Source organism: Roseivirga thermotolerans (assembly GCF_014653175.1).
Taxonomy (GTDB): Bacteria; Bacteroidota; Bacteroidia; order Cytophagales; family Cyclobacteriaceae; genus Roseivirga; species Roseivirga thermotolerans.
In genome coordinates, this window is sequence record NZ_BNAG01000005.1 from 78137 (window position 1) to 96752 (window position 18616).

The following is an 18616-nucleotide window of genomic DNA, read 5'->3' on the forward strand; positions in this document are numbered from 1 at the left end:
TATTTCAAAGTGATGCCGGCTGAGTTCATTCGACTGTACGAAGAAAACCCTGAACCTCATAAACTCGATCAGATTGTGAAAGTTTTGAGAAATGGAGGAGTAGTGATTTACCCTACCGACACGGTTTATGGGATTGGATGCGATTTTAGCAACACAAAGGCCGTGCAAAGGGTTTGTCAGATAAAGAACACAAAGCCACAGGCGCTCTCATTTATTTGTTACGACCTGAGTGAGATCTCAGAATACACCAAACACCTGAGTACCCCGGTGTTTAAAGTAATGAAAAAGGCGCTTCCGGGCCCTTTTACCTTTATTTTGGAAGCCAGCAGCAAGGTGCCTAAAGTATTGAATGCCAAAAAGAAGACAGTGGGTATTCGAGTTCCCAACAACAATATTCCCCGGGAATTGGTGAAGCGGCTGGGCAATCCCATTATCACCACATCGATAAGAGACGAAGACGAAGTGATTGAGTATTCGACAGACCCTGAATTGATTTACGAAAAGTATGAGAATCTGGTAGACATTGTGATTGATGGAGGCTATGGCGGCAATATGCCATCGACTGTTGTCGACTGTTCGGGCGATTACTTCGAAGTAATCAGGGAAGGCTTGGGAGACATTGAAGAGTTTATGTAGTGAAAGTATTGATTGAAACACAATACATGCCTTCGGTGGCTTATTTCACTCTTTTATGCCACGCAGAAGAAGTATTTATAGAGGTAAGCGAAAATTTCGAAAAACAAACCTACCGCAACCGGTGCGAGATTTTAACCTCTCATGGCACACAAAGGCTCACTGTTCCTGTACAATCTGCCAACAGCAAGATTCCAATTCGCAACATGCAAATTGACCACCGCCAGAAGTGGATCAACAACCATTGGCGGGCTATTCAATCGGCCTATGGCAAAGCACCCTTTTTTGAGTACTATTCGACCTACTTCGAGAATGAACTTAAGAAGGAAAAAAAACATCTAATTGAACTAAATCAGTCGTTGCTGACATTATGTCTTAGACTGCTTCAACTGAATGTGAGCATCGAATTCACTAAAAAGTTTGAATTGACCCCGGCAAAGGGTATTTTGGATGCAAGGTCTGCCGTGCATCCTAAAAAGCCATTAGAAAGCATGACATGGTTTCAGCCAAAGGAGTACTATCAGATGTTTGGCAAAAACTTTGTACCTAACCTCAGCATATTAGACTTGTTGTTCTGTGTAGGGCCGGATGCCTTAATGGTTTTGAAGCAGTCAGGTGTATTCTTAAAGAACAAATAGGTTTTTGATACCGTTTTCTATTAAATCTTAACCATATCTTATTAAATTGTTTGGGGTTTAATAGACTAACATTAGACCAAGAGAAAGGCGATAAATGGAAGCAAAATTTTCAAATAGAGTAAAGGAAGTGATTTCGCTTAGTCGGGAAGAGGCGCTGCGTCTCGGCCACGATTACATAGGCACAGAACACTTGCTTTTAGGAATGATTCGTGAGGGTGAAGGAGTAGCCGTGAGCATCTTGAAAAAGCTTGGTACTTCTTTGGAAGAGCTAAGAGAAGCCATAGAAAGAGCAACCAAGGGAACAGCCAATCACAATGTAAAAAACCTGGCCAATATTCCCCTGACAAGACAATCAGAAAAGGTACTGAAAATCACCTACTTAGAAGCAAAAATATTTAAAAGCCAGCTTATTGGCACAGAGCATTTACTATTATCTATTCTGCGCGATGAAGATAATATTGCTACCCAAATTCTCGAGAAATTCGATGTGAACTATGAGGTGGTTAAAGAGATGCTCGAATACCAAACAGATAATCCTATTGCTTCGTCAGACACTGACGACCCGGACGATGACTCTTCACGTATGTTTAGCAGTGGAGCATCTGGCGGGGGCTCATCTGACCGACCTACAGGCAAAGGTTCTGAAAAATCAAGAACCCCGGTATTGGATAATTTTGGCAGAGACCTGACTAAATATGCCGAAGAAGGCAAACTAGACCCTATTGTGGGCAGAGAAAAAGAAATTGAGCGTGTAGGTCAAATTCTTTCGAGAAGAAAGAAAAACAACCCAATTCTTATTGGAGAACCGGGTGTTGGTAAATCGGCCATTGCCGAAGGACTAGCCTTACGGATTATTCAGAAGAAGGTATCACGTGTTCTATTCAACAAACGAGTAGTTACTCTAGACCTCGCCTCTTTGGTTGCCGGAACCAAGTACAGAGGACAGTTCGAAGAGCGCATGAAGGCCGTTATGAATGAGCTGGAAAAGTCTCCTGAAGTGATTCTGTTCATTGATGAGCTTCACACCATAGTGGGAGCAGGAGGAGCATCTGGTTCGCTCGATGCCTCCAACATGTTTAAGCCCGCTCTTGCACGCGGAGAAATTCAATGCATTGGAGCTACCACACTCGATGAGTACCGCCAGTATATCGAAAAAGACGGGGCTTTGGCGAGAAGATTCCAGCAGGTAATGGTAGACCCTACCACTCCTGAAGAGACCATTCAGATTCTCGAAAACATTAAAGAACGGTATGAAGATCACCACCATGTGAATTATACCGAAGAAGCCATAAAAGCCTGCGTTACACTCTCAGACAGATATATTTCTGACCGATTTTTGCCCGATAAGGCCATAGATGTATTGGATGAAGCCGGTGCCAGAGTACACATAAACAACATCCATGTACCCGATGAAATTGTAAAGCTGGAAGAATCGATCGAGGAAATAAAGAAGGAGAAGAATAGGGTAGTAAAAAGCCAAAAGTATGAAGAGGCTGCCCAACTGAGAGATAAGGAGAAAAAGCTCATTGATCAGCTAGACAAGGCCAAAGCGAAATGGGAAGAAGAGAGCAAGTCTAAACGATACGTAGTAGATGAAGATAATGTAGCAGAAGTTATAGCCATGATGACCGGCATACCTACCAAGCGTGTGGCTCAGAAAGAGCAAGCTAAACTGGTGGGCATGGCCAGCCAGCTTAGTGGCAAGGTTATAGGCCAGGAAGATGCCATTAAAAAGCTCACCAAGGCTATTCAGCGCACAAGAGTAGGACTCAAAGACCCCTCAAAACCAATTGGTACTTTCGTATTCCTTGGCCCCACCGGAGTGGGTAAAACAGAGTTGGCCAAAGTATTGGCCACTTATCTTTTCGATAAAGAAGACTCACTGGTGCGCATTGACATGAGTGAATACATGGAGAAATTCTCTGTTTCGCGGTTGGTAGGAGCGCCTCCCGGTTATGTAGGCTATGAAGAAGGTGGTCAGCTTACCGAAAAGGTGAGAAGAAAACCGTATTCTGTAGTACTGCTCGATGAGATTGAGAAAGCTCATCCCGATGTGTTCAATATTCTTCTTCAGGTACTTGACGATGGTATTCTGACTGATGGCTTGGGCCGAAGGGTTGATTTCCGAAATACGATTATCATCATGACCTCGAACATAGGGGTAAGAGATTTAAAAGATTTTGGAACTGGCATTGGGTTTAGCACTCAGGTGAAGCGTGACAACGAGGAAGCTATAATTAAAGACACTATCCAAAAAGCGCTTAAAAAGACCTTTAGCCCTGAATTCTTGAACAGGTTGGATGATGTGATAATCTTTAACTCACTTTCCAGAGAGCATATTCACGAGATCATTGATATATCATTGAAGAAACTCCTGAGCAGAATTGAAGCCATGGGTTACCAAATTACCCTAACCGAGAAAGCCAAAGACTTTTTGGCCGACAAGGGCTTTGATCCGCAATATGGAGCCAGACCTTTGAATCGTGCGATTCAGAAGTATCTCGAAGACCAAATTGCCGAAGAAATATTAAAAGGCGATATCAACGAAGGCGATACACTGATGGCCGATCATAAAGAAGGCGAGGCAGAGTTGACCATAAAGATTAAAAAGAAACGAAAAACCAGTAAAAAGACTGAAGAGGAAGACTCTACAGACTAATGTGGTAAACAGATAGTAAGCGAAAGCCGGTTTTGGGTGACCTTCCAAAACCGGCTTTTTTTATAACCGATTGATAAGTATTTGCCAGAAAAGCCTTGCTCCGGTGTTAATAATCTCATCGGGAAAATCATAGAAAGGATGGTGCAGAGGAAAACACCCTTCGCCACTGCCAAGCCCAAGCAGCGCCCCCGGAACTTCGTCTAGAAAAACACCAAAGTCTTCGCTCCAAAGATTGGGCTCGGGAAGTGTTCTAACCTCAAGACCAAGCTGTTGGCACGCCTGCCTTATCACCTCTTCTTGTTCTTTATGATTGGTGGTGGCCAGAAAGCTTTCATGCTTCGATACTTCCAAAACTAAACTTTGCTGATGGGCCAACTCGTTCGCCTGGCTCTCAATAGCCTGCAATAGCCCCCTCATTTCGTTATTGGACAACGATCGAATGGTCATCCAGACTTCTCCTTCACCAGCTGAAACACCAAAACTTTCATCGCCTAGATTTATATGGGTAATGGTATAAAAGGTATGACTATGAAGCCCCAACTGTCTAACCCTTTCCGGCAAACAAACAATAAACTGACCAATGGCTTGAGCGGGATTCTTACCTTTCTCCGGTTCACTAGCGTGTGAAGTATGACCTTTGAACAGCAACTTAAGCCCAATAGATGCCGCACAAAAAACTCCACCCTTACTGAGGATGGTGTGTAAAGGATAGCCGGGTAAATTATGTAAGGCAAAAGCTTCATCAGGCCTGTTTTCTTTAAAGAGAGGGTCGCTTACAACCCGGCCTGCGCCCTGCCCTGTTTCTTCAGCCGACTGAAACATGAGGCTGACTTTCCCTTTTTCAATCCCCTCACTTACAATTCGGCAAGCCAACTCTAACAATATGGCCATGTGCCCATCATGACCACACTTATGGCTTATACCTTTATTGACAGAGGCATATTCAATAACCGACTCCTCTTCAATGGGCAGGGCATCTAATTCGGCCCTAAACATAATATGCCTGCCCGGCTTCCCACTGTCCCAAATAGCCCATACGCTGCGGCCACCTATTGGAGCCATCAACTGTGTGGGCTTAAGTGGCCTCAGCCAGTCTACAATCTGGCGGGCCGTCTCTCTTTCATTACCGGACAGTTCCGGGTGTTGATGCAGCCAATGCCTTTTCTGAATAGCGTTGAGTTTGAGCATGGGAAAAAGATACCTAAAAAAGCAAAGGAGAGCTCCATCCGAGCTCTCCTTCTTCAACCAAAATATATAGTATATGAACTATAAATTCTCAATCATTACCGAAAGGGTTCGAGAACTTTTCATCGCTTATAAACGACTGATCGGTAAGTGTTCTCAAAAAGGCCACCAAGGCTTGCTGCTCCTCCGCATTCAAATTCATTCGAACAGCCCGGTTATTGCCTTCTCTCAATCGGTCATCAAGATTAGGATGGTTCTGAACACCCCGGTTATAGAAGTCGATTACTTCCTCCAAAGTTTCAAAACGTCCATCATGCATGTACGGGCTAGTGAGTTCAATGTTTCTCAATGAATTGACTTTGAACTTACCATTGTCGCGTTGATTGCCGGTAACTGCCCCAAGGCCCAGGTCTGTACTATTGGCGTTGAGCCCATTGTTTCTGGCTCTATCTCCACTAAACGCTACTGTTTCATGACAATTGGAGCACTGTGTTCTACGGCTAAAAAATAAATCTTTACCCAAATTCTCCAGTTCAGTAAAATTGGAAAAACGGGCATTACTGTTTCCGTTGGCGGCAACAAGCCCAAAATCGTATGGTGCCTGATATGAGACCATGGCTCTTACGAATTGGGCAAGTGCATTGGCTATTCTATCGGCAGTAACTGCCGAGCTACCAAAAGCATCGGAAAAAAGCGGCTCATAGTAAGGTTGTGCCTGAACTTTAGCCACCAGTTCATCTAAGGTTAACCCCATTTCCACCTCGTCCTGAATAGGCATCAGTACTTGTGCCTCCAGGCTTGTGGCTCGTTCATCCCAAAAGAAACTGCCATTGTTATAATACCTGGCGTTGGCCAAGCCCATGCTATTTCTGCCGGTCTCTTCGCCTTCAAAACCAAGGCTTCGAGTCCGCGAATCGGAAAAACCCTTGGCTTGCACATGACAAGAAGCGCATGAAACGGTATTGTTTGCACTTAACCGAACATCATAGAAAAGCACTCTACCCAGGGTTGCCCCTGCATTGGTTATCTGATTATTGGTAGGTGTATTGTCTATACGCCTTATATCATTGTCTAAAAAATGATCGGGAAGATCGGGGTTGGCATAGTTGTACCAACTGTCCGGTAAGTTCAAACCCTCAAGAGCATTTGGCTCTATGGTTTCTTCTTCCAGGTTTTGAGAGCAATTGGCACATAGCATGGCCAGGCTCAAAAGAAAAATCGCCTTTGTTCGCATAGTTTGTTTGGTTTTAAATTTTTGGTGCAGTCCGACTCCGGCTTTGAGGTTTCACAGGTCTTATGGCCCGCGCCTTTTCTTCTTTTGCGGTGGTGGCATACGGCTGTGCGGAGCCCCTTGCTTTAATACCGACATAATAATGGCATCGAAAACCTGTACCTGTTCTTGAGCGCACAGGTCTCGTATTTTCATGAAGTGGTTGAAGGTGGCCTGCTCTATCCGGGCCTGACTATCTCCTATTACCCGGCTCAAACTGTCCGTAAGGGCTACCACCTCCGGCTTTCCGTAAAGACCATGCAGTTGCTCACGAGCCTCGTGCATTCGGTCCCTCAGCCTATTCACTTCTATAAAATGGTTATGACGCAAGCGTTTTAACTGTTCCAACTGCTCATCGGTCAGGCCAAGTTCTTGTTCCAATATTAACAGCCCTTCCATACCGTTTTTAATGTGCTGATCTGGTTTGCCCCACCAAAGCAAGGTCAGGAGCACCACGTTCAATACCGCCAGAAACACTACCGCAATGCCTATTATTCTTGAACTTTTCATTTGTTTAGATTTAATAACCGAATTCGTTGGGCGGCATAAAGTATTCTCTAGACAGCGTTTCCCATGCAGTTTCTACAGGCAGAGGTCGCTCATACCCTAGCAGAACCAAGCTAAAACCATTGAAAACCAGAACAATAAGAAGCAAGAGCGTGCATAGCTTCATATTTTCTAAAAAGGCATAGCGGTTACTCTTACCCAACAACTCTGCTTCCATTCTGGCCTCCAGCCGGCTATAAAAAAAAGCAGGTGCCAACGCTCTTTCTACAGCATCCAAACTTGCTATACTCTGCTCTACCCTTTGTGCTATAATTGCTTTCTCTTTCATGGTATCTTATTGGATGCCAACCCTTTAATTTTCTTGCGTTAATCAATCATATTTTTTTCATAGAAGTTTCTCAGTTGCTTCTTTAGGTTTTGCCTGGCCCTGAACATGAGCGACTCAACCGATGACACACTTACCTGAAGTACCTGAGCCACTTCTTCATAAGAAAGCCCTTCCAGCTTGTGTAGAGTAAATGCCAATCGCTGATTATCCGAGAGCTTATCGATAGCCGCCAGCAAAGCCTTGGCATTTTCCTGTTGCTCCATAGCCACTCCCGGATGCATCCAATCAGCAGGCTGGAAGCCCTGCGCCACACCTCCTGAAAGGCTCCTCATCCACGCAAAGCGCTTTTTTGCTTTCATCCTTCTTAGTTTTTCAAGACTCTTGGTAGTGGCAATCCGGTATATCCAGGTAGAAAGCTTAGCCTCTGCCCTGAAACTCTCTACCGATCGATACACCTCCATGAATACATCTTGGGCGCTTTCTTCAGCCTCTTCTTCATTCTTTAAGAGGCTCAGGCAGGTGTTGTACACTTTGTCTTTGTAGTCTTCTACCAATTGCCTGAAAGCTTCTTCAGATCTGTTTCTCAAGGCCAATAAAAGTGTTTGCTCTGTCAATGGTTGGTCTAAGTTGAAGGAGGTGTTATCCTCCCTGTTTTGGTTCAGAAGCTTTTGGGCCTCCTCATTCCCTCCCCGCTTTATTGGCCTGTACAGCAATTGCCTGTTTAGTGCTAGCCGCTGCTCATCGCAAACAGGCTCTTTATTTCTGCCACACTTTCCACTTTTAGTACGAGGAGTTGTGCCCTTAAATCCGTTGTTCGCTCAATTACCCTACCCACCGCTTTCATATTTATTTTGTGGGCCAATTGAAGTTGCTCCATTCGGGCTTCTCCAATCCTCAGCCGAGCCTGCAAAGGCTGTTTCTCTTGTTCGGCTATTTATTTGGTCTGGTGTATACTGTTATTCTGTTCTTCGGAAAGCCCGGGAATATGATAGGAAACCTGACCAGACGGCTCGCTTTGGGAGACCTCTTCCCTTGTAACAAAAGGCTTTGTACAAAAGCCAAAGGCATAACCACTATTGAGGCCAACAGCAAGGTGACTCCGACAGTAGCTTTAAACATTTTTATGACCTTTTAGATTTTGTTTTTGGAAGGCTTAATGAAAAACAAGCCCCGGACTTGCTCCCTGAAAAGTTAAATTAGGCTAAGGCTATTCAGGGTTTGTGTGTAGATTTAGCCCAAACAATCAGCCAGCGATTTTGAGAACACCCTTTATAATTAGTGGAAAGCCCGTAATGCCGGGCGAAGAAGCAGTTATCAACGTAAATATTGCCCGATTGCCCTCTCACTCAGAAATTAACCTGAAGATTACGGTGGCCCGGGCTCTTGAAGATGGTCCCACTCTTCTTCTAAGCGGAGGCCTGCATGGCGATGAAATTAACGGAACGGAGATAGTTAGGAGAATTATTGAAAAAGACCAACACAAACCCAAAGTTGGAACAGTAATCTGCATTCCCATCATCAACATGTTTGGGTTCATTAACTTTAGCCGTTATGTGCCCGATGGAAAAGATGTAAACCGGTCGTTTCCCGGAAATAAGAACGGATCGTTGGCCTCGCGCGTGGCTCATTACCTTACCAATAATATCATACCCAAAATAGATGTGGGCCTCGATTTTCATACCGGAGGGGCCGACCGAACCAATTACCCACAAATACGCTGTGTACTTAAAGACGAACGCAACCGCGCCATTGCCAATGCGTTTGAACCTCCTTTTATTCTCAACTCCCCCTTTCGTCCAAAGTCGTTGAGACAAACAGCCGCCCGAATGGGTAAGCATATTTTGGTCTATGAAGGAGGGGAATCGGCTCGCTTCGATGAACATGCCATTCAGGCAGGAATAAACGGGGCTTTGAGGGTAATGAAGTACCTGGGCATGCGCGAGAGAGCCCCAGATGCCATGCAAAAAACCAGAGTCATCTACAATTCATCGTGGGTAAGGGCACGCTATTCCGGTATTTTTCTGGCCGGAGCAAAATCAGGAGACTTTGTAGAAAAAAATCAAATTGTAGGCTATATAGCCGAACCCTTCGGGGCTTTTAAGCACAAGATTAAAAGCCCGGCAACAGGCTATGTAATAGGCCTTAACAACAACCCCATAGTACATCAGGGCGATGCATTAATGCACATAGGCGTACAAAAGTAATCATGGAAAAAGAAATAACATTTTTGGAAGAACTCTCTTCGCTCATTGAACTAAAAGACAGTGAGAGCATTCATCAGTTGATGGAAAGCCTGAAAACGGAAGACCTGATCTATGCCTACAACCGGCTCTCCAAAGATGAACAGGTTTCGCTTATTGGCCTTTTAAGCCCGGAAGATGCCGCTATGCTTCTGGAGCGAATACCCCAAAACCAGGCCATAGAAGCCATAGAAAATGCTCAGATAGAAACCGCTGCTTCTATTCTTAATGAGTTGTATAGCGATGACCAGGTAGATATTCTGGCCGAGTTGGAAACGGAAGAAGCCGAGGCCATTCTTGAAGAAATGCGGCCTCAGGAAGCCGAAAATGTAAGAAAGCTCATACAGTACGATTCTGAGTCGGCCGGTGGGCTAATGGTAACGGAATACCTGGCCTATGACTCGGCCATGACGGTAGCCCAAACGGTAAAAGACCTTCAGGAAAAGGCCGAGGAATACGAAGACTACCACGTACAATACATCTATGTTACCTCCGACAACCGCTTTGTCGGGGTTTTGCAAATGCGCGATTTGTTACTTTCTCGTCCCAATACCAAGCTGGATACCATAGCCATTAAGAATGCTAAAACCATGCTCCCTAATGCCCGTTTGGAAGAGCTCATCGGTTTTTTCGATAAATATGATTTCTTTGGAGTGCCCGTGGTAAGCGAAACCGAAGAACTGCTGGGTATAGTACTCCGAAAAGACCTTCGCGAAGCAGAAACGGAAAGGTCTAACCTGGAGCTTTTGGAAACCCAAGGTATTGTGGGAGGAGAGGAGCTCCGCTCTATGCCGGTATGGCTTCGTTCAAAAAGAAGGCTTTCGTGGCTATCTGTAAACATTGTGCTCAACATTATTGCCGCAAGTGTTATTGCCTTTTACCAGGACACCCTCGAAGAAGTGATTGCCCTGGCCGTGTTCCTGCCTGTTATTTCCGACATGAGCGGCTGTTCGGGCAACCAGGCCGTAGCGGTAAGTTTGCGCGAGCTTTCCCTGGGTTTGGTTAAGCCCTATGAACTGGCCCGGGTACTTTGGCAAGAGATCAAGGTAGGACTGATCAACGGGTTGGTACTTGGCCTGCTCATTGGTCTGGCAGCCTTTATCTATATGGGCAATTTTTATTTAGGACTTGTTGTGGGTGGCGCTCTGGCCATTAACACCATTGTGGCCGTAAGCATTGGTGGCACCATTCCGTTGTTTCTTAAAAAAATGAATACCGATCCGGCTCTGGCATCGGGCCCTATTCTTACAACGGTTACCGATATGCTGGGCTTCTTCTTAGCTCTAACCTTTGCCGGAGCAGCAATGAGCTATTTAGTGTAAAAAAGAATCTTAAAATCATCTTCTATTCAAATGAAATAATTTTAGTGAATTATTTATATTACAAGAAAATATAAGGATGGATGAGACTATACAACTCCTTAGTGGTGGGGTTGATTCCACAGCTTGTATTCAGTTTTTTAAAAGCGAAGGGTTCAAAATTCGTCCTTTATTTATTGACTATGGACAACCCGCAGCATTAAAAGAAAGGGAGGCTTGTGAATGGGTTTGTGATTATTTCAATTTAAACCTAGAAATAATATACATCAGCTCACTAGGTAGTTTTAGTTCAGGTCTTATTGACGGTAGAAATCTATTTTTGCTTTCGTTAGCAATCATGAAGTCTAGTGCAAAAACAAAGTATATTTCAATCGGTATTCATTCTGGAACAGATTATTTAGACTGTAGCGAAAACTTCATTAGTAAATTTCAAGACACTCTTGATTCAAGTCTAAATAGTAATATTAGAGTTCTCGCTCCCTTTATTAGCTGGAGAAAACATCAAATATGGCAATATCTTAAAAGCACGAATATTTCATTCCAAAACTTGGTAAGCTGCGAAATAGGGACCGATGTACCATGTGGTCAATGTCCATCATGTTTAGAAAGGATTTTTTTAGAATCTCATGAAAAGTAGAACAATAAAGCACCCAACTGGGGTAGAAATTGAAACCCCACTACTAATTCCTTCTTTTTCCTCTAAGGGTTTTGCCCTTCTTAAAAAGAAGATCAATAATAAGCCCAAAGAAGTTTCCGAAATATATGATGTCCTTAATGTGCCAGCACAAGAACTATTACACGAGTCACTATTAGTGAGTGCTTATGATGTTTATCATGGATACATTCCACCGCTTTCAGAAATCGGCATAACAAACGTGGTTTTCATTGATAGCGGTGGCTATGAGACTTCTGAATCCTTTGATATCTCTGGGGTTAACAAGACACGGCATGAAGTTCTTGATTGGGGGGAAGAAGAACTGATACGTACACTTTCTAGCTGCCCTGAGGAAACTTCATTTGTAATTGTAAACTTTGATCATGGAGAAATTAGACTCCCATTTGAAGATCAAATCCAAAATGCCGATAAATTCTTCAGTCAATTCAGGAATAGAATGCTGACCGATTTTCTAATTAAGCCTGAAAAAAAACAACAGCCTAATGTTGTCATCGATGACTTGTTGAGAAGTATTCATAGTCTGAATAAATTTGACATCATTGGGCTGACAGAAAAAGAATTAGGCAATTCGATTTATGACAGGATGATCAACGTTAAAAAGGTTAGGAAATCATTGGACAGTAATGGTCTAGCCGATAAACCCATACACGTATTTGGTAGTCTTGATCCGGTAACCTCTGTTCTATATTTTTTTGCAGGTGCAGAGATCTTTGACGGATTAACATGGTTGAAGTTCTCGTATCATAATGGTATGGCCATATATACTCATAACTTTTCTGTTTTAAGTGAAGCTTTAGGGGTTCAAAGCAAAGACAAAGCAATTGCTCTTTCATCATTAATTTCGAATGTCAACTATCTGGAAAAACTTAAATTTGCCATGAGAGACTTCTCAAAGACCAGAAGTTTTGACTCATTCAATTATCTTAATAATGACAAATTGATAGAGGTATTTGAGGAATGTTATAATCGAGTTAAAGACTAATCAAATGGCAAGTTCAAAGGATACATATTTTTATCAAAAGCAAACACCTGATGAAATTCGCAAAAAAATTGAAGAGGCTCGAGAAAAATTAACAGACCCAAAATTTGATCAAGAGATTAATAATTTAATACGTGAGCTTTTATTATCTATTAATAGTCGGGATAGTCAAGCATTACAAACACACCTAAATGAGATTAGGAAAGCCTTAGAATCTGAAATAGCCGGGACTATTGACCTAAAATATGCTGGTTCAGTAGCAAAACATACATATGTAAATGGATTGAGTGATGTCGACACCTTAGCAATTTTGAATGGCTCGGAACTTAAGAATCTATCTCCTTCCGAAGTAAAGGATTACTTTTTTCATAAAATCCAACAACGGTTTCCTAGAACAGAAATAAAGAAAGGAAACTTGGCAATTACAGTCAGGTTTTCAGATGGAGCCGAAATACAAGTTTTACCAGCAGTTAAGTCTCAAACTGGAGTCAAAATATCCTCCTTGGATGGAGATAGCTGGTCTCCAATTATTAAACCCGAAAAATTTGCCGTTTCCTTGAGAGCTATTAACAGGTCAATGTCCGGCAAAGCAATCCCTGTAATTAAGCTCGCCAAGTCTATAATTGCTCAACAACCTGAGAAAAGAAGGCTATCTGGGTATCATATTGAAGCATTGGCAATCGAGGTCTTTTCAAAGTATAATGGATCAAAAAACATTAAATCAATGATCAAAACCTTCTTCAAAGAAGGAAGTGTTAGAATATTAAATCCTTTAAAAGACAAAACAGGACAATCAACGCATGTTGATGACTATTTGGGAAATGCAAACAGCATATCTCGTAAAATTGTCTCAGATGCATTTAGGGTGATGTCAAAAAGAATGGAGTCGGCTGACTCTAACAAAATGTCAAGTGTCTGGAAAAATCTTCTGACATAAAGTGACCAGTCTAGATAAAAAAATGAGGGTAATTCGAATGATGCTTGACATGCACTCATTTGAAAGGGATCGGTTTAAAAGAAAATCTCTCCTGTTGGATATTTTAATTATACTTTTTACTGTTGTGTTGAATAGCTTTGTTTTTACCGACTATTCTTTTCTAGGTGCTTTTGGTATTGAAAGAGACGCTCAAGTTTTTCAAGTAATTGTTCAATTATCTGGAGTTTTACTATTCGCGAGTTCGATTGTTTTGATGATAGTAAATTGGAAGGGCAAGGCCTCTGATCATGAGAATGCTACGAAAAAGCTCTTTTTATTAAAAGTGAAATTAGAGGAGGCTCACAGCAAAAGAGATGAATCTTTAATTGATAAATTCCTTCTGGAATATAAAAAAACGATGGATTCCATTGTTCCAATTGCAAACAATCGATTCAATCGTCTAAAATCACGACACCTTAGGAAAGTAGGACTGAGTAAGTATATCAGTGACAACCCCAATAAGCCATTTTGGAAGGCCAAATTTGACTTTTGGATAAACTCTCTAAAGAAAAATGACAAGAAGGACTGAAAATTTAGCAAATGCATATTTTGACATAAAAAAGCATTTGTTGTCTTCACCGTATTATCATGAAATACTATCAGAAGAAACCAAAAACCAACTACTTGATTTTACCGAGCAAGAATTACTTAGAGAGATAGCTTGGGTAATTCTTAATAGTGGAATGAAGGAGAATGTGATAAGAGGACTTTTTGAAAGATTCTCCAATTCATTTATGAATTGGGATAGTGCGTCTATAATAGTTCGGAACAAAGAAGAGTGCTATGAAAAAGCAATGAAAGTCTTCGCTCATACAGGAAAAATAAAAGCCATATGTGAGATTGCATATTTAATTTTTATTGAGGGGGTAGACTCATTCAAAGCTAAAATACAAAGAGATGGAATTGAATTCATAAGTTCTCTTCCTTATCTCGGATCAGTAACTGGCAGACATCTATTGAAGAATCTTGGATACGATGTTATAAAACCGGATAGACATCTAATTAGAATCGCAGAATATTTTGGCTACTCTTCGCCTGAAGAAATGTGTTCAGAATTATCGAATGTTATTGACGAGAAGGTATCGGTAATTGATATTGTGCTATGGAGATTTGCGAACTCTAACAGGAACTATCTGAACTATCTGGCATTAGAGATAGAGTAAGACTATAACTCTATAGTTCTTTTATTCTTAAACTTTAAGAACTACAGTTAGTTCAGAGAAACTTCAAAAGTCACTTGACGATCATACCATAGACTCACCAACCAAGTATGTCATAACCTGAGGCCCTTGTATTTCTCACACAATATTTACCCTCCTATTGGCATTTTTACTAACATGTGATTTGTAGTACTTCACTTTGTTCTAGTATTTCACTCTTTAAAATAATCTTGAACTATCCATGTAGATACCAATTACCCAATAACCAAACTCATGGCACGAACACCTTCCAATATGCTACCACTGGGCACTCCGGCCCCCGACTTTAAACTTCCGGACACCATCTCAGGAAAAAGCCTAAGCCTGGCTGAACTCAAGTCAGACAAGGCAACGGTAATTATGTTCATTTGCAATCATTGCCCATTTGTGAAACATGTAGACGAGGGCATAGTATCGCTGGCAAAAGACTATCAGGCAAAAGGAGTCTCGTTTATAGCCATCAGTTCGAATGATGTAGAAAACTACCCGCAAGACTCTCCGGAATTAATGAAAGAAGAAGCTGAAAAAGTAGGTTACACTTTTCCCTACTTGTACGATGAAACCCAGCAGGTGGCCAAAGCCTATGATGCAGCATGCACCCCCGACTTCTATGTTTTTGATGCAGACTTAAAATGTGCTTATCGTGGCCAACTGGACGATTCTCGCCCCGGCAATGGCAAACCTGTAACCAGCAAGGACCTGCGAGCTGCTTTAGACGAAATATTGGAAGGCAAGCCTGTTTCTACTCCACAAATCCCAAGTCTGGGCTGTAATATTAAGTGGAAGTAATTCTGCTCTCTCCCTGAGCCGGCCTGTCGGCAGGCAGGCTTAGGCCGACAACACCTTCAGGCAATCTTTATTCCTTCGCCTCAATCCTAAAATTTTTCTACATAAGCTAAATTATTTAGTAACCTTGCCTCCATTTGTGTCTTCACAAATGGTTGTAAAAAAAACGCTGTGAGGGCACAGCTTGTGTCTAGTATACCGGAATCTAATAAATACGATCTAAATGGGTAACCCTATAACTTAATTTCACCCAACGGGTTGATAATAATATTTTTTCACCTATTTGTAGTTAGACACTAATACAATGAAAAAACTATTATCTTCATTCTTAATCGTTATAGGGATAGCTATTGTAACTATAGTTATAAATCCTTACGAAGCAAAATCTTCTAGTGGCGGCTTTACCAAAGTAGATACGGATTGTTATGATGACACAGGTGCAATTCTGGCTAGCTCTAGTAACTGTGTATTGGGTGACGGAAGATGTATTGACAACACATGTCCTGAAGGACTAACAGAAGTTCAACCTGAATAATAGACATATGAGCACTCCGTTTTAATTCACTAGTTTCAAACTGAGTGCTCTTTTTTTCCTTACATAAGGCCATACTTATTAAAAGTCTCTTTTATTTATTCTATTATAGTTTTTTTCAACAGCACACATATCAATTTCCATCACTTGAAGTATCTATTTTTTATTCTCTTGTTCGCTATCTATTCGTGCCACTCCAAAAGTAGGGAGGAGGTATTAGGTGACATTCCTTTTTCAGAAATAGAGGTTTCACAATCCGAGCTAGATTTAACTAAAATATATCATTCAATCGAGCTAGTTGCCTTCCCTGACACTCCGTTCATAGGAAGGATTAAAGATGTTATCGTCAATGACAATTTTGTCTATGTTTTAGATGACATTAACAACGACATTAAGGTATATAATTTAAAACTCGATTACCTTTTCTCTTTTGGTAAACAAGGGCCAGGACCACAGGAGTACCACTCAATTACCAATATTGCACTTGTTGACAACCAAATAGTGGTACTCTCTCATTTTGATATGGCGATATTAAAATTCACTTTAAACGGAGAGTTTATAGAAAAGGTAAAACTAAATGACCGTCTTTTAGGTATGGTCGCATTAAAAGAAAACTTTGTTACCTATTCTAACTACAATTCTATTTTTCCTGAAAAACCAAATTTAATAGTTTGGGGACTTGATGGCACTCCTAAAAAGATGGGAGCAAATTATACAGTAGATATGCCATCACTAATAGGTTACTCTGGAGGTATAGCTCCAAACTACGACTCCCCATCCACATTCTATTTTCAGAAACCTTTATCGGATACATTGTATCAACTAGACAATAACCTCCATGTAAAACAGGTATTAAAGTTAAAAGTACTTCCCAACCCTTGGCTTGGGAAAATTAACGACCCTAACCTCACGAACATCCGACACGAATATGACTATATAACAGATATCAAAAGCGTAAAAGACAATTTTATACGCTTCTCATTTGTCAAAAATAAAAGGCTGAGACATGGAATGGCTGATGTAAAAACCAAGGTCGCATATATTGAGGATTCAATTCTACCTAAAGGATTGGTATACTTTATATCTAAACCAGCCGGGATTGGTTCAAATGGTTTCCACTATTCAATACCCGAGTATCGCTGGATATCATACTTTCCTGAAGGCAAACCCGAGAACATACCTTCAATTTTTAGTGATTTTAAAGACAAACTTGGTCTGGAGAACTTTAAATATTTGATAAGATACAAATTGAAGTAATTCGTGTTCGCCCAAACTACACCTGTAGCCTTCCCGAAAAAACAAGCAGGCTACATGATGATACGACCGAAAGTCGGGTGGTTGACGGCTAAATTTTTCTACGTAAGCTAAATTATTTAATAAACTAAAATAATTAGCTTTGTGTGATAAGTCCGTAACAACCTAAAGCGTGGAGAATACCATATTACATCTTGACCTGGACACTTTTTTTGTGTCGGTGGAGCGGCTGCTAGACAGTCGCCTAATGGGTAAGCCCGTGCTCATTGGGGGTACGAGCGATCGTGGTGTAGTAGCCTCATGTAGCTATGAAGCCCGGGCTTACGGTGTTCATTCTGCCATGCCCATGAAACGCGCCAAAGAGCTTTGCCCCGATGCCATTCAGATTAGAGGCAACTCAGGCACCTACACCAAATACTCCGAAATGGTGACGGAGATCATCAAAGAAACGGTACCTCTTTACGAAAAAACCTCTATCGATGAATTCTATGCCGACCTTACCGGGATGGATCGTTTTTTCAACAGCTACCAGATGTCTACGGAGCTACGAAAACGAATTATTAAAGAAACGGGCCTTCCTATTTCTTTTGGCCTCTCCAAAAACAAAACGGTCTCTAAGATTGCCACCGGAGAAGCCAAGCCCAACAATCAGTTGCGCATAGACTATGGCAAAGAAAAAACCTTTCTAGCTCCGCTTTCCATCAGTAAAATTCCCATGGTAGGTCAAAAGACTCAAATTACCCTTTATGGCTTGGGGGTTAAACGCATTCAAACCATTCAGGAAATGCCTGTAGAACTTATGGAAAAGGTTTTGGGCCAAAATGGTATAAGCATTTGGAAAAAAGCTAATGGAGTGGACACTTCGCCTGTAATACCCTACAGCGAGCGGAAATCTATTTCTACAGAAAGAACCTTTGATCGTGATACCATTGACGTATACAAGCTGAGAGGCATACTTACTGCCATGGCCGAAAACCTGGCTTTCCAACTCAGAAGAGGCCTTAAGCTCACCGCCTGCGTAACGGTAAAAGTGCGTTACTCCGACTTTAACACCTACACCTTACAATCGCGTATTCCTTACACTTCTGCCGACCACATACTCATTCCTAAAACCCTTGAACTTTTTGAAAAACTCTACCAAAAACGACTACTAGTTCGGCTCATTGGTGTTCGGTTTAGCCACCTGGTAGAAGGAGGACTACAAATCAACCTGTTCGATGATTCTGAAGAAATGATTAACCTCTACCATGCCATGGATAAAATAAGGGATAAGTATGGCGACCGAAGTGTTTTGAGAGCTTATGGCATGGAAGCCAAAACCATTAGTCGTTTTAACCCATTTACCGGAGAACCTCCACCTTTGCTGGCCAACAGGCGGCAATGATTAAACCCAACCTCCTTCAATCGTTTGCAGTGGAATAGGCTCATGCATAGC

Annotated in this window: 19 protein-coding genes; 14 read left to right on the top strand and 5 right to left on the bottom strand. The window is 41.8% G+C overall.

Annotation, left to right across the window (positions count from 1 at the left end):
- Positions 1-12: 12 nt before the first annotated feature.
- The 3 genes from IE164_RS17155 to IE164_RS17165 all read left to right on the top strand — a co-directional run bounded on the left by IE164_RS17155 (position 13) and on the right by IE164_RS17165 (position 3930).
- On the top strand, positions 13-636 hold the full coding sequence (locus IE164_RS17155) for an L-threonylcarbamoyladenylate synthase (protein ID WP_189631499.1): 624 nt from the start codon (positions 13-15) through the stop codon (positions 634-636).
- Entirely contained in the window at positions 636-1271 is a 636-nt protein-coding gene (locus IE164_RS17160) for a WbqC family protein (protein WP_189631500.1), read from the top strand. Before IE164_RS17155 ends, IE164_RS17160 begins: the two co-directional genes overlap by 1 nt.
- Before the next feature lie 94 nt (positions 1272-1365).
- Complete coding sequence (locus IE164_RS17165; protein WP_189631501.1) at positions 1366-3930, top strand: ATP-dependent Clp protease ATP-binding subunit; 2565 nt, start codon at positions 1366-1368, stop codon at positions 3928-3930.
- Positions 3931-3990: 60 nt separating this feature from the next.
- On the opposite strand, the gene IE164_RS17170 is transcribed toward IE164_RS17165, so the two are convergent.
- From IE164_RS17170 to IE164_RS17190, 5 genes are all read right to left on the bottom strand, one after another.
- Entirely contained in the window at positions 3991-5118 is a 1128-nt protein-coding gene (locus IE164_RS17170; RefSeq protein WP_189631502.1) for an amidohydrolase, read from the bottom strand.
- An 88-nt stretch (positions 5119-5206) separates the two neighbouring features.
- Positions 5207-6349, bottom strand: a complete 1143-nt coding sequence (locus tag IE164_RS17175) for a cytochrome-c peroxidase (protein ID WP_189631503.1) — start codon at positions 6347-6349, stop codon at positions 5207-5209.
- 60 nt (positions 6350-6409) lie between these two features.
- On the bottom strand, positions 6410-6895 hold the full coding sequence (locus tag IE164_RS17180) for a Spy/CpxP family protein refolding chaperone (protein WP_189631504.1): 486 nt from the start codon (positions 6893-6895) through the stop codon (positions 6410-6412).
- Between the two features lie 10 nt (positions 6896-6905).
- Positions 6906-7220, bottom strand: coding sequence for a hypothetical protein (locus IE164_RS17185; RefSeq protein WP_189631505.1), 315 nt, complete (start codon positions 7218-7220; stop codon positions 6906-6908).
- 38 nt (positions 7221-7258) lie between these two features.
- Positions 7259-7933 (bottom strand): RNA polymerase sigma factor, encoded by a 675-nt coding sequence (locus IE164_RS17190; protein WP_229838753.1) that lies wholly within the window; start codon positions 7931-7933, stop codon positions 7259-7261.
- Positions 7934-8476: 543 nt separating this feature from the next.
- On the opposite strand from IE164_RS17190, the gene IE164_RS17195 reads away from it, so the two are divergent.
- The 11 genes from IE164_RS17195 (at position 8477) to dinB (ending at position 18565) form a co-directional block, all read left to right on the top strand.
- Positions 8477-9424 carry a succinylglutamate desuccinylase/aspartoacylase family protein gene (locus IE164_RS17195; RefSeq protein WP_229838755.1) on the top strand — a complete coding sequence of 316 codons (948 nt, stop codon included), beginning with the start codon at positions 8477-8479 and terminating at the stop codon, positions 9422-9424.
- Positions 9425-9426: 2 nt separating this feature from the next.
- Positions 9427-10782, top strand: a complete 1356-nt coding sequence (gene mgtE / locus IE164_RS17200) for a magnesium transporter (protein ID WP_189631506.1) — start codon at positions 9427-9429, stop codon at positions 10780-10782.
- 76 nt (positions 10783-10858) lie between these two features.
- Entirely contained in the window at positions 10859-11416 is a 558-nt protein-coding gene (locus tag IE164_RS17205; RefSeq protein WP_189631507.1) for a 7-cyano-7-deazaguanine synthase, read from the top strand.
- On the top strand, positions 11406-12437 hold the full coding sequence (locus IE164_RS17210; protein ID WP_189631508.1) for a hypothetical protein: 1032 nt from the start codon (positions 11406-11408) through the stop codon (positions 12435-12437). The genes IE164_RS17205 and IE164_RS17210 overlap by 11 nt, the downstream gene beginning before the upstream one ends.
- A 4-nt stretch (positions 12438-12441) precedes the next feature.
- Positions 12442-13371, top strand: a complete 930-nt coding sequence (locus IE164_RS17215) for a CBASS oligonucleotide cyclase (protein WP_189631509.1) — start codon at positions 12442-12444, stop codon at positions 13369-13371.
- Positions 13372-13393: 22 nt separating this feature from the next.
- Positions 13394-13939 (top strand): hypothetical protein, encoded by a 546-nt coding sequence (locus tag IE164_RS17220; protein ID WP_189631510.1) that lies wholly within the window; start codon positions 13394-13396, stop codon positions 13937-13939.
- Positions 13923-14573, top strand: a complete 651-nt coding sequence (locus IE164_RS17225; protein WP_189631511.1) for a hypothetical protein — start codon at positions 13923-13925, stop codon at positions 14571-14573. Before IE164_RS17220 ends, IE164_RS17225 begins: the two co-directional genes overlap by 17 nt.
- A 270-nt stretch (positions 14574-14843) precedes the next feature.
- Positions 14844-15398, top strand: coding sequence for a thioredoxin family protein (locus IE164_RS17230; protein WP_189631512.1), 555 nt, complete (start codon positions 14844-14846; stop codon positions 15396-15398).
- 301 nt (positions 15399-15699) lie between these two features.
- Entirely contained in the window at positions 15700-15930 is a 231-nt protein-coding gene (locus IE164_RS17235) for a hypothetical protein (RefSeq protein WP_189631513.1), read from the top strand.
- A 144-nt stretch (positions 15931-16074) separates the two neighbouring features.
- Positions 16075-17184 (top strand): DUF4934 domain-containing protein, encoded by a 1110-nt coding sequence (locus tag IE164_RS17240; RefSeq protein ID WP_189631514.1) that lies wholly within the window; start codon positions 16075-16077, stop codon positions 17182-17184.
- A 169-nt stretch (positions 17185-17353) separates the two neighbouring features.
- Positions 17354-18565, top strand: coding sequence for a DNA polymerase IV (dinB, locus tag IE164_RS17245; protein ID WP_189631515.1), 1212 nt, complete (start codon positions 17354-17356; stop codon positions 18563-18565).
- The last annotated feature ends 51 nt before the right edge of the window (positions 18566-18616 follow it).